Below are 12,603 nucleotides of genomic sequence, written 5' to 3'. Positions count from 1 at the left end.
GATCTGACGCTTCGTCGCCGCTCTGCGGCAGCAGCGCGGCCTCGTTTCCAGCCGGGTTTTCCTCGGCGGCCCTACCAGCCCTGCCCATGTCCGCGCCGGTGTACTGAGGCACGGCAAATCGCCTGCTTCCCTCCCTGCCCGTGCGGCCCCTGATGGCGTTGTGCAACCCGACGATGTGCCACGTCAGACGCAGCGATTGCTGTTCCAGCGAAGGGATCATCCTTGCCATCCATACCTGCCCGTAGACGGGCGTTGACCGCTGTCGGCGTTGCGCTGGCCGTATTGGCCGCGCAGCCGATGGTCTCCGCCTTGGCCGCGCCCAGGGCCGACACCCCGGACCGGCCCTTGACCGGCATCGCCCTCCATCAGCCGACCTCACGTACCGTCACCCTGGTGACCGGTGACAAGGTCACGGTGAACACCGCTGCCGACGGCAGGGTCACCCGTGCCGTGCAGGGCGCGAACGGTGCACTCACCGGCTTCGTGACCTACAAGGTCGGCAAAGACACCTACGTGTACCCGGACAGCGCCCTTCCGTACATCGCTGCCGGGAAGCTGGACCGCGAGCTGTTCAACGTCACCCAACTGGTGGCAGACGGTTACGACGACGAGCACAGCAGCGGTCTGCCCCTGATCGTCACGTACACCGACGCTGCCGCCCGTGCGCGCACGCAGGCAGTGCCCGCCGGCGCCACCAAGGCCCTCGCCCTGAGCAGCATTCAGGGCGCGGCGCTGTCAGAGTCGCGGTCGAAGGCCGACGACTTCTGGACCGCCCTCACCGGCGGGACCGCGCCGGCGACCGGTCGCAGCGCCGGAGCCAAGCCCCAGCTGCGGGGCGGGATCGCGAAGGTCTGGCTGGACGGGAAGGTCAAGGCCGACCTGGCCGACACCACCGCGCAGATCGGCGCTCCCCAGGTGTGGGCGAGCGGCGACACCGGCCAGGGTGTGGACGTAGCCGTGCTGGACACCGGCATCGACACCCAGCACCCCGACCTGGTCGGTCAGGTGAGTGCGAGTGCGAGTTTCGTGCCCGACCAGGACATCGAGGACCACCTCGGTCACGGCACGCACGTCGCCTCGACCATCGCCGGCACGGGCGCCGCTTCGGACGGCAAGGAGAAGGGCGTTGCCCCCGGCGCGCGCCTGCACATCGGCAAGGTTCTGAGCAACGAGGGCAGCGGCCAGGAGTCCTGGATCATCGCGGGCATGCAGTGGGCCGCCCGCGACCAGCACGCCAAGATCATCAGCATGAGTCTCGGCGGCGGGCCCAGCGACGGCCATGACCCGATGAGCGAGGCCGTCGACGAGCTCAGCGCCGAGACCGGTGCGCTGTTCACCATCGCGGCCGGCAACGCCGGCGAGCACTCCGTCTCGACGCCCAGTGTCGCCGACGCCGCGCTGTCCGTCGGCGCCGTGGACGGCTCGGACCAGCTCGCCTACTTCTCCAGCACTGGTCCGCGGCAGGGCGATGCCGGCCTGAAGCCGGAGCTGACCGCACCCGGCGTCGACGTGCTGGCCGCGCGCTCGCAGTACGCCGAGGACGGCGAGGGCTACTACCAGACGTTGAGCGGGACCTCAATGGCCACCCCGCATGTCGCCGGTGCCGCCGCCCTGCTCGCCGAGGCCCACCCTGACTGGACCGGGCAGCAGCTCAAGGACGCCCTGGTCAGCACCACCAAGGCGACGTCCCAGTACACGCCGTACGAGGGCGGAAGCGGCCGTCTGGATGTCGCGGCCGCTGTCAAGGGCACGGTGTTCGCCACCGGCAGCGTCTTCGGGGGCTACCGCGACGGCAAGGAGCCGGCCGGCGACAAGTCCGAGAAGGAGGTGACGTACACCAACACCGGGGACGCTCCGGTCACCCTCGACCTGGCGCTGCAGGCCCCTGGTGCGGCCGCCGGCGCGTTCTCGCTGTCGGCACCTCAGGTCACCGTCCCCGCGCACGGCAGTAGCAAGGTCACCCTCACCACCAGCTTCGATCTGGTGAAGGAAGACACCCCGACCTCGGGGCAGATCCTCGCCACCGACGCGTCCGGCACGCTGCTGGCCCACACCATCATCGGCGCCTACAACCAGGCCCCGCGCTATGCCCTCACCCTCAACGGCAAGGACCGCGACGGCCGCCCGATGGGCGGCGAGGTGTACGTGTTCAGCGACAAGGTCTTCCTGCCGCTGCAACTGGACGATTCGGGAACCGGCACGGTCAACCTGCCTGCGGGCAAGTACTTCGTGAGCCTGGAGAGCGATGTTCAGGGAACTCACGGGCCGCACTCCATGGGTAAGGCCATCCTGACCGCTCCCGAGGTCGTCGTCGACCAGGACACCACGGTGAACCTGGACGCTTCCAAGGCCAAGCAGGTCTCCGTCGTGACCCCACAGGAGACCACTCCCGCCGAGACCCGCATCGGCCTCTACCGGGGGTTCGACAACGGAAGCTCCTTGACCATGACGCGGTGGCCCAATCCCACGTACGACAATGCCGCCTACGACAGCATCTGGGCCCTGCCCAGCAAGCCGGTCTCCACGGGCACCTTCGAGTCCGGGTTCAACTGGCGGCAGACGGAGCCGGCCCTGACGGTCGCGTCTCGTACGCGCACCTTTGACGACATGATCGTCGAGCGCGGACGCATCCCGCTCAAGGAGGGCACGCGCCAGTACGAGGCCGTCTATGCCGGAGAGGGCGGCGCCGCCGACTACGTGGGGCTCGACGCCAGGGGCAAGGTCGTCGTGGTCCGGCGCAGCGATGCCGTCGATCAGGCCGAGCAGGCCGAGACGGCAGCCAAGGCCGGCGCGAGTGTGCTGCTCGTCGTCAACGACGGCGACGGACGTCTGGACCCGTGGAACGACTTCCCCTGGTCCGACACCGAGCACCTGCCTCCCCTGACCGTGGCCACGCTGACCGCGGACGAGGGCGACGAGCTGATCGCCCAGATCAAGCAGGGCCGCAGGACGCCGCTTGAGGTCACCTCCCACCCGACCACGGACTACCTCTACGACATCTCCCGGGACGCGACTGGCATCCCGGCGGACCTGACCTACCGGCCGCAGCGCCGTGATCTTGCGCGGGTGAATGTGTCCTTCCGCAACAACCGGCCCGCCAAGGGGACCGAGTTCCGTTCCGCTGTCTGGCTCGGCGACTACGGATACAACATGTTGCCCACCCCCACCCAGGCCGAGCGCACCGACTGGGTGTCCAGCGACACGGATTGGGCTCAGAGCGCCCAGGTCAACCAGCAGCTTCAGATCTCCAGTGACTCCCTGACGCGGTACCCGGCCGGCACGACCTCCCACGTGGAGTACTTCGGGCCGATCCAGCGTCCTCGGATGAACGCCTCCTACCGACCGGTGCGCCTGAACAACGCGGTCTACGTGGAGGTCCCGGGCTGGGGCGACTCGGTTCCCGGACACGTCGGCACGACCTTCAACAACGTCGGTGTCGAGAACAAGGTGAAGATGTACCAGGGCGACACCCTGCTCAGGGCATCCGACACCGACACTCTGGGCAGCTACCGGTTCCCGCTCATCCTGGCCCCCGAGAAGTCGCGGTACCGCCTGGTGTCGGAGAACGCCCGGGGCACCTGGGCCAACGACTACTCGACCACGACCCGGACCGAGTGGGGCTTCACCTCCCAGCAGGGCGCGGCCGGCGTCTTCGAGACGTTGCCGCTGATCCAGCTCGACTACACGGTCGAGGGCGTGGACGCCTCCGGCAAGGCACACCGCCGGACCGGCATCACCGTCACTCCCTCGCACCTCCCGGGCGCTCCCGGCTCCGACACCATCAAAACGGTGAGCCTGGACGTCTCCTACGACGACGGTGCCACCTGGCAGCACACGACCCTGACCCGCACCGCCAAGGGCTGGAGCACTCAGCTGAACGCCCCCGCCCACGCGCGGTTCGTGACGCTGCGCACCAGCGCAGGCGACACCGAGGGCAACACCGTCACGCAAAGCATCACCCGGGCCTTCGGCCTGAAGTAAGTACCTCTCGGATCAGCCTTGGCTGACCGGCAGGGGGCGGGGCCGCATCCGGCGGCCCCGCCCCCGCAGTCGTCGATGGCGGTGTACTGGTGGGAGCGCTTCTTCCGGCCGCTCTGGCCGAGCGCGGCCGGCCACGGCGCCGACCCGACGTCGTGCTCGCCGACCGCGGCTACGATCACGACAGGTACCGTCGCCTCAACGATTCCGTGCGCAGCGGGGAGACCGGACAAAGTCAACGGTCTGCGCTTGTGTTGGCGGAAGCAGGTGGTGGCTGCTGGGGAGGGCGAAGCCCTCGGAGTGACGTCAGACCGCATACGCCAATTCCTGCGTGGTGCAGAACCAAGGGCCCCTGACATCCCTGAGGGGCGCTTCGGGGCGGCCGGGGCCGTACTCGACGGCCGGCTCTACGCGGTCGGCGGATGCACCCGAATGGACCGAGCCAGCCCTGTGGACCGGCGCCCGCCGGGTCCAAGGCCCAGGGATGCCATCAGGTGGATTGGCCGGCCTCATGGTCCACGTGCGAGGACTCAGCTTGAACCTCTGTCGCGTTCGGGGTGAGAGCGATGACCCCAGTACCTTCAACGCGCGTCTCCGCCGTCAGTTGGAGCGGGCTGACACCCAGAGCCGCGGCGATCTCGGGAGCGAGGTCGAACGCGGCCCACTTCCACTCGTCCTCGTCCTCGTCTGATTCCGTCGCCTCGTCCCATACCGTCGGCAATCCGAGTTGCTCTCGGTGAGCCCGTTCGACGGGCAGGGGCTCCCCCAGCGTCAAGTAGGCGTCCTCTCCTTCACCGGTCTCGCAGTAGCGCCGCAGCACGACACCGTCCTGAGCGACGAGCCAGGCCGAACCATCGCCCTGGGCCCCGAAGTAGTACGCCTGTGCCTGGCCGTAACGGGCGCTCAGGTCCCTGCACAGATGCAGCACGTCTTCGCTGCGCTCAACGTCGCACGGGTCGCACCACGGGCCGATGACCAAGGTCCACCCGTCGAGCTCGGGGCTGACGTACACCCGAGCCATCCCGTCGGGATTGCCCTCCGACTCGCCGTGGCCGTCGTCGTCGATGATGTCCTCGGCTTCGGCGAACGTCACGGGACGAGGCTGGACAAGCCCCATCATCTCCATGACCCCTGCTTGATCACCCGTGGGTACAGCGATCCAGTAAAGCCAGCAAGTGGACAGGACTCTTGGCAGATCATCAGCGGAAGGGAGCACGAGCACACACTGCCATGCGGCCTCAGGGCCCACAGAACCCCCGCCACATCCGGCCGGCCGGGGCAGGACGCACAACCGTCAGGGGCTTCAAGATCGCTGAGGCAAACACGCTTCAGACTCCGGCGGGCCCGCTCTCGCTCACAACCACCGCTGCATCATGCGTACTCGGCTGCTTAGATCATCGCCCCGCACCGCCGCCGGCACCGGCCGGGTCGCTTCCTACCTGTCGATGTTGTCCCGGACATCTTCGAAGACGAAGAGTGGCTTGGCGCCACGTGCGGGTGTTTCGGCGAGCGCGATGGCTTCAGTGAAGCGTTCGAGTGGGAACGGCTGGCCCTGGGGGATGCTCAGCACCCCATCAGCGACGAGACCGCGAACCTCGGACAGCGCGCGCAGCGCATCCTCAGGCGAGGCAGTGCCGAACCAGCGGTTCAGCCAGAAGCCCCGGACTGCTTTGGTCTCGTAGATGACCGAGCGTGCCTGCAACGGGATCGTCAGCGCTGCCGGGTCAGTCTGCCGATGGGTAGAGAGCGCACCGTAGACCACGACCTCTCCTCCCGGAGCCAATGCCTGGGATACCTGGGCGCCCACGTGGCCCGCGACGCAGTCGATGGCCTTGTGCACGCCGGCCGGTCCTGCGATCTCAGCCACACGCTGCAACAGGTCCTCGTCCTCAGTGCAGATGACCTCGTCACCACCGAGCGCCTTGATCTCCTCGACGGCATCACGCCGCCGTACGACATTGATCGTGCGCATACCCAGATGCCTGGCCAGCTGAATGACGAGCCGGCCGACGGTCGAGCCCGCGGCCGTCTGCAACAACCATTCACCCGGTTGCACGTCGAGTTCGCGCGTCACGAGGAGCAGTGCGGTCAACGGGTTCACGGCGAGTTGACAGGCGCTGGAGTCGCTCAGATGGTCAGGGACCGGCAGAAGCCTTCGTGTATCGGCAACAAGGTATTCCTGCCACGTGCCGGCCACAGGGGGACCGGGTACCGCCGGGACTGCAACGGCCACCACGCGCTCGCCGATCTTCAGTCCCTCGGTATCCGGGCCCAGGGCCTCGATACGGCCCACGCATTCCATGTGACCACCGACAGCGGGAAACTCGGGGGAGAAACCGTAGCGGCCACGCAGCACGTGCAGATCGCTGGCGTGAATCGGAGTCGCCTTCACGCGGATCAGAGCCTGACCGGCTTCCGGCGTGGGAACAGGCCGGGATTCCAGCCGCAGGACATCGGTCGGCTCGCCGACCTTTCCGGCTACGAGCGCGCGCATGGATTGAGGCATGAGCGACCTTTCGTCTTTCAGCGCCCGATGAACTCGGCGGGCGTTCTAAACAAAAACCGTTCTGGGGCCGGCATCCTAGTCGGCATCCAGGCTCCGGACCCTTCCTTTTCCATGGAACCGGCCCGTGCGCAGAGTTTCATCAGTGTCAGGCTCCCTCTGGGCCTTTACCGGCTCACTCAGTATGATCACGTAGGCGCGCTGGGTTCGTGCGGTCTACCGAGGTTCGTGATCAGGACCGCTCGCCGCCGCGCCTTGCTCTGAGTTCGGATTACGAATCTGTCATTTCGGGAGCGTCGCGCCCGGCCCCGGAAAGATTCCCGGGGGGCGGACGATGCAGCGTGGCGCGAATGCCTACTGCGCCGGTTCGGGCTCAGGAGGCCGCCGAGGGGTATATCTGAAGGCCGTCGATCGAGTCACGCCCCTTGGCGGTGTCCGCGTAAAGCCGGGCCTCGGTGATCAGCCCGTCGTTCACGGTGAACAGCAGACAGTGTTCGTTCTCCATGGTGCGGCCGGTCTTCGCCTTCGCCCTGGCCCTGACGGGAACGACCACGTGCGACCCGGCATCGAGCACCGTGTGTGCGTCGTAGTTGAAGGTCTCGTAGTAGTGATCGTAGATATCCCGGTAGAAGGCGAGAAACCCCTCAGGCCCATGGAATGTCCCACCATAAGGCAGGGAGGTGGGGAAGTCGAAAATCACCTCGGGTGACATCAGGGCCACCAGGTCAGAGGAATCGTTCTCCTCGAATCCGGAATATGCTCGCCAGCAAGCATCCACGATCGCCTGATTCCGTGACATGTTTCCTCCATACCGCAGAAGAAGTGAGCGGGGAATCCGTTCAGTCGCGGTCGGCATCCGAGGGATCGGCGTCCGCTGACGGGTCGGCGCAGTACTTCGCGTACTCTGTCCCAGCGAAGTGCTCGCCCAGCTTCCGGGAGAAGTACTGAAGCATCGGCAGCGGACGGTGGTTCATCACAAGATGCTGCGTCTTCCCCTCTTCATTCTTGTAGACGACAGCGATGTTGGCGATCGGCCTACCGTCCACCGTCGCTGCGTAGTCCTCGACGAAGCCGTTTTCTCCGTACTTACCGAGGTAGATGAAGTCCTGGAATTCGTACAGGGTGCGCGCGTAGGACAGTATCGCTCGAACGTCCTTGGCTCCATGGATGGTCCCGTTGAAGACCCCGGCCTCCAGCGTCACATCATCGGCAAGATTGTCCAGCCAAGGGGGATAGTAGTCCTTGCGCTGCCGCGCCGGATCGCCGCTGCCCAGATATGTCGGTGGCGTCTTGTAGGTCATCTTTCAGCCTCCTCTATCGGTTGAACTTCTAACAGAATCGCTGGACGCAACAGATGCTGTCCAACGAAAGTCAGAGACTGCCGCCATCTCTCTGAGAGATACCTTGAGGGCTTTCTGAGGGATACTCGGAGGGTGGAACTGCGCCAGTTCGAGTACTTCGTCGCCGTCGCCGAGGAAGCGAACTTCACCCGTGCGGCCGCACGGCTGCACGTCGTCCAGTCCGCGGTCTCCACCACGATCAAGAACCTCGAGCGAGAACTCGGCACGACGCTGCTGGAACGCACCCCCAAACGCGTGCTGCTCACCGATGCCGGTGCTGCCCTGCTGCCGCGCGCCCATGCCGCTCTCGACGCCACCCGGGAGGCCGCAGACGCGGTGGCCGAGGTCCGCAGCGGACTGCGCGGCACACTGCGGCTGGGCGCGATCACCACGGTTGGGCTCATCGACCTTCCCGTGTTCCTCGGTGAATTCCACCGGCGTCATCCCGGCGTGTTCCTGCGGACCAGCGCCGCCCCCTCCGGCTCCCAAGGCCTGATCGAAGCCCTCCTCGAACGGCGGCTCGACCTCGCCTTCGTCTCGGGGCCCGGACCGTGCCCGACAGGCATCACGCTGACCGACCTCGCCACCTCGGTGCTCGACCTCGTCGTGCCGGCCGACCATCCGCTCGCGAAACGCCGCACCGTGCCGATCACCGAACTGGCCGGCCTGGACTTCGTCGACTTCCCCGAGGGCTACGGCAACCGGACCGTTGCCGACCGGGCCTTCGCCGCCGCCTCCGTCCCCCATCGCGTCGCCATCGAGATCACCGACCTCACCACCGGCGTCGCCTACGTCCGAAACGGCCTGGGCGTGGCGCTGCTGCCGCGGATCGCCCTCGGCAAGGAGCAGGACGTCGCCACCCTGACCGTCGACGACGCCGACCTGGAATTGCCGTTCTCCCTGGCCGTTCCGTCCGAGCGAACGCCTGGTGCTGCGGCGCGTGCCATGATCGCGATGGCGCACGAATTCCTCTGGCAAGGGTGAGCATCGCCTCAAAGAGCGTTGTCACCTTGTCGATTGGGGGATGTCGGACGGCGCGTCGCGGCATGGTGCGGCCGGGACTCTTGCGGTTGACGATCTCCTACCGTCCATCAATGCATTTGGCGTAGCGGCTCAGCAGCACCTCAACACTGTTGCCCGCACGTTCGGCCACTTCGGTCGGATCCACTCCGGAGTTGAGCCACGTCGACAGCGCTGAGTGTCGAAGGCGGGTCCCGCCGTTCCCCTACTTCAGGTCGGGCGCGCCCTGACCACAAGGTCAAGAAATTCGGACATACCCACTCCGCGTGGCGTGATGCCGACATCCCAGGACTGTTCTATTCTTTGTTCGAATCCACCTTGTTCGGCCGCGCGCGTAGAACAGGACCTGTCCGATGGCCACATCTATGGAGCTTCGCGACTACCCGTCTCCGGTCTGGACGGCGGCCGAGGAAGGCCTGTGCTCACGCTGCATGGCGAGGTGCAAGCGGTACGGGTCTGGAGGCAACCCGCTGTGTCGCGAGTGCTTCGCCGAGGTCGCAGCGAAGTGGGCGCCCGGTGTGAGGCAACTCGGCTACAACGCCTGATCGCGTTCGCGAGTTCAGGCAGGCACATGTCATTTGGCTCGACGGTCAATCGCCCAACGCGCATCCCACCGCCGCCGGAAGCGATGCGGCAACTGCCGTCGGCGTCGCTCGGTGCTACCGGGTACGGCGGGCGGTGCTGAAGCGGCGCTGGTATGCGGCGGGGCTGATGGACAACTCCCGTGCGAAGACCCGTCGGAGACTCTCGTAACTCGGGAACCCGGCCAAAGACGCCGCCTGGGTCGCGGTATGCCCCTGGTCGAGCAACGCCTTCGCGATATCGAACCGGATCGACTCGACGTAGCGGGCCGGTGTGGTGGACAACTCCTCCCGGAACAGCCGCGTGAGATGGCGGGGACTGAGGTGGAGGTGCCCGGCGAGTTCGCCAAGGGAGTGGTTCCCCGCGGGATTCGCCGTCACCAGGTCGACGACGGTGCGAAGGGCCGGGGACCGGGGCGGTGGGCCCTGCAGGGGCGCGGAGAACTGTGACTGGCCGCCTGCGCGTTGCAGGTAGACCACCAAGGCGCGGGCGACGTCCCGGCTCAGGTCAGGGCCGTGGTCTTCCTCGACGAGAGCCAGCGCCAGGTCGATGCCGGCGGTGACGCCCGCCGAGGTGTAGGTAGTCCCGTCGCGAACGTAGATGGCATCGGGTTCCACGCGAATCTTCGGGTGCCGGGCGGCGAGTTCGCCCGCGATCTTCCAGTGGGTGGTCGCACGCTTGCCGTCCAGGAGGCCGCTGGCGCCGAGGACGAATGCTCCGGAGCAGACCGACGCGACCCGGCGGGATCGGACCGCCAGCTCCCTCGCGGCCTCGATCAGATCCCGGGTGACGGGAGCTCTGGGATAGACGACCCCGCCCGGCATCACGAACGTGTCAGGGTCCGGCTCGGAGGCGGGGCTGCCGTCGACGGCCATCCGTACGCCGATCGACGAAGCGACGTCGGCACCGGTCGTCGACAGCAGGGCGATCCGGTAGTCGGCGCCAAGTCGATTCGCTTCCCCGAACACCTCTGCGGGGCCGGCGACGTCCAGCAGTGCGACCCCGTCATAGACGAGGATCGCGACCTGATGCGTTTCGGAGCTCACAGTCCCATTCCTCAGGTGTCTGGATTCGAGTGGTTCACGGCCGAACCGAGGCGGCGGCGAAGCCGCGCAATCGGCATCGTAGAGACCAGACGCACCACCTGCTCCTCACCACCGCATCGAAAGCGCGAACATCATGACAGCCATCATTGCAGCAGTGGAAATACCCGAGACCGCGGCAGTGGCGGAGGCCACCAGTTTTCTTCGTGAAACGACCAGTCCTCTCATCTTCCATCACTCCCAGCGTGTTTTCCTCTTCGGTTCTCTTCACGCGCGCGAACTCGGCCTCCAGCCTGATCCGGAGCTGCTCTACATATCCGCGATGTTCCACGACACGGGGCTTTCGACCCCGTTCTCCGACGTGGAACAGCGCTTCGAACTCGACAGCGCCGACCACGCGCGTAAGTTCCTGCTCGACCGCGGGTTCCCGAAGAGCGCCGCCGAGGTCGTCTGGACAGCGATCGCGCTGCACACGACGCCGGGGATTCCCGGCCGGATGGGCCCGGAGACGGCTGCCACGAACTACGGCGTGCTGACCGACGCGGTCGGCTGGGGGCTGGACCGGCTGGATGGCGGCCAGGTGGACGCGATCATCGCCGCCCATCCGCGCGGACAATTCAAGAAGGAATTCCTGCAGGCATTCGTCGACGGGCTCCAGAATCGTCCGGACACCACCTACGGGACCGTGAATGCGGACGTACTGGAACACTTCATTCCAGGTTTCCGCCGCAAGACCATGGTCGAGCGCGTCATTGATGCACCCTGGCCGAATTGATTTCGAAGAAGCCAGAGGCGATCCGATGACACCGGTGGCTTCCGGTCACAATCATCGTCGTCTTGGACGGCCTGCCGCCTTCACAGTGCTGGCGCTCGCCACCGTGGTGATGATGGCGACCGCGAGCGCACCGTCACCGCTCTATCCGCTGTACCGGGAACGCTGGGATTTCCCGGTCACCATGGTCACGGTCGTCTTCGCCGTGTACGTCGTGGGGCTGCTCGGTGCCCTGCTGACACTCGGGTCATTGAGTGACCACCTCGGACGCCGTCCGGTGCTGCTCACCGCACTCCTGCTGGCGGCGGCCAGTACGACCATCTTCTGGACAGCCGACGGCGTCCTGTCCCTCGTGCTCGCGCGGGTGGTGCAGGGTGTCGCCACCGGAACGGCCATGAGCAGTCTGGCCGCCGGGTTGGTCGAGTTCTCGCCCGCGAGACGTCCGCACCTGGGCACCACGGTGACAGTGGTCGGCACGAGTGTCGGCCTGGCCGCCGGTGCCGCGGTGGTCGGGCTGCTGGTGCAATCGATCCCCCGCCCCGACACGTTCGTCTTCTCCGTCCTCACCTTCGTCCTCGTGATCCTCGCGGTGACGGTTGTCCGGATCCCCGAGACGGTTGCGCCGCGAGCCGGGGTGCGGGTCGCGCTACGCCCGAGGGTGCGGGTTCCGCACGGAGCCCGGCCCCCGTTTCTGGCCGCCGTACCCACCCTTGTCGCGGGATGGTCCGTGACGGGGCTGTTCCTCGCGCTGACGCCCTCTGTGGTCACCGGCGTCCTGCACGTGACCTGGGGTGCTGCGGGCGGGCTCGACATCGCGGCGTTGTTCCTGGCCAGCGGCATGGGGGGCCTGTGGTCCCTCCGGCACGCGGCGCGGTCGGCCACGCTGGTGGGGGCGGTCTTTCTGGCCCTCGGGGCGGCGGGACCGGCGGTGGCCATCGCTGTGTCGTCGCCGGTCACCTTTGCGGGCGGATCCGTCGTGGCGGGACTGGGGGCCGGCCTGACGTTCAACGGCAACCTCCGCGCCATCGGAGAGATCACCATGGCGGACTCGCGATCGGAGGTGTTCTCGGCCGTCTATGTCGTCAGTTACGCGGCGCTGAGTCTTCCGTCCCTCGCGGCCGGCCTCCTGGCTCCTTCATGGGGGCTCAAAGCCACGAGCTATCTCTCCATCGGGTTCGTCGGGGTTCTGTCACTGATTGCCCTCGTCCATGCCGGTCGGTCACGTGCCGACGGACCCACCGGTCATGCTGGCCGTATCGGCCGTACCGGGCCGGTGCAGGCGGTCGTCTGTCGGTACCTGCGAGTGGCAACGGCACGACGGTAAAGATCCACTGATGTGATCGATACATGCGCTCTTCGGAAAGC

At 66.9% G+C, this 12,603-nt stretch carries 9 protein-coding genes; 4 read left to right on the top strand and 5 right to left on the bottom strand.

Annotated elements, in window-relative coordinates; all coding sequences use genetic code 11:
- Positions 1-252 precede the first annotated feature (252 nt).
- A complete protein-coding gene (locus ABZ904_RS37525) occupies positions 253-3,981 on the top strand; it encodes a S8 family serine peptidase (RefSeq protein ID WP_361828654.1) in 3,729 nt (1,242 codons plus the stop codon).
- Between the two features lie 487 nt (positions 3,982-4,468).
- Here the strand turns inward: ABZ904_RS37525 and ABZ904_RS37520 are convergent, their stop codons facing one another.
- The 4 genes from ABZ904_RS37520 to ABZ904_RS37505 form a co-directional block, all read right to left on the bottom strand.
- Positions 4,469-5,071: a hypothetical protein gene (locus tag ABZ904_RS37520; RefSeq protein WP_359403290.1), complete on the bottom strand. Its 603-nt coding sequence runs from the start codon at positions 5,069-5,071 to the stop codon at positions 4,469-4,471.
- Between the two features lie 342 nt (positions 5,072-5,413).
- Entirely contained in the window at positions 5,414-6,472 is a 1,059-nt protein-coding gene (locus ABZ904_RS37515) for a zinc-dependent alcohol dehydrogenase family protein (protein ID WP_360994785.1), read from the bottom strand.
- 382 nt (positions 6,473-6,854) lie between these two features.
- Complete coding sequence (locus ABZ904_RS37510) at positions 6,855-7,280, bottom strand: nuclear transport factor 2 family protein (RefSeq protein ID WP_359403296.1); 426 nt, start codon at positions 7,278-7,280, stop codon at positions 6,855-6,857.
- Between the two features lie 40 nt (positions 7,281-7,320).
- Complete coding sequence (locus tag ABZ904_RS37505; RefSeq protein WP_359403299.1) at positions 7,321-7,782, bottom strand: hypothetical protein; 462 nt, start codon at positions 7,780-7,782, stop codon at positions 7,321-7,323.
- Positions 7,783-7,914: 132 nt separating this feature from the next.
- On the opposite strand from ABZ904_RS37505, the gene ABZ904_RS37500 reads away from it, so the two are divergent.
- Complete coding sequence (locus tag ABZ904_RS37500) at positions 7,915-8,805, top strand: LysR family transcriptional regulator (protein WP_360994781.1); 891 nt, start codon at positions 7,915-7,917, stop codon at positions 8,803-8,805.
- A gap of 695 nt (positions 8,806-9,500) precedes the next feature.
- Here ABZ904_RS37500 and ABZ904_RS37495 read toward each other — a convergent pair.
- Positions 9,501-10,469 carry a GlxA family transcriptional regulator gene (locus ABZ904_RS37495; RefSeq protein WP_359403310.1) on the bottom strand — a complete coding sequence of 323 codons (969 nt, stop codon included), beginning with the start codon at positions 10,467-10,469 and terminating at the stop codon, positions 9,501-9,503.
- A gap of 133 nt (positions 10,470-10,602) precedes the next feature.
- On the opposite strand from ABZ904_RS37495, the gene ABZ904_RS37490 reads away from it, so the two are divergent.
- The gene (locus ABZ904_RS37490) at positions 10,603-11,241 is read left to right on the top strand and encodes an HD domain-containing protein (RefSeq protein ID WP_361828650.1); all 639 of its coding nucleotides are present in this window, start codon (positions 10,603-10,605) and stop codon (positions 11,239-11,241) included.
- A gap of 34 nt (positions 11,242-11,275) precedes the next feature.
- The gene (locus ABZ904_RS37485; RefSeq protein WP_361828648.1) at positions 11,276-12,562 is read left to right on the top strand and encodes an MFS transporter; all 1,287 of its coding nucleotides are present in this window, start codon (positions 11,276-11,278) and stop codon (positions 12,560-12,562) included.
- Positions 12,563-12,603: the final 41 nt, after the last annotated feature.

It is taken from the genome of Streptomyces sp. NPDC046900, assembly GCF_040644975.1.
Lineage (GTDB): Bacteria > Actinomycetota > Actinomycetes > Streptomycetales > Streptomycetaceae > Streptomyces.
This window is presented reverse-complemented; position numbering and strand designations above follow the sequence as displayed.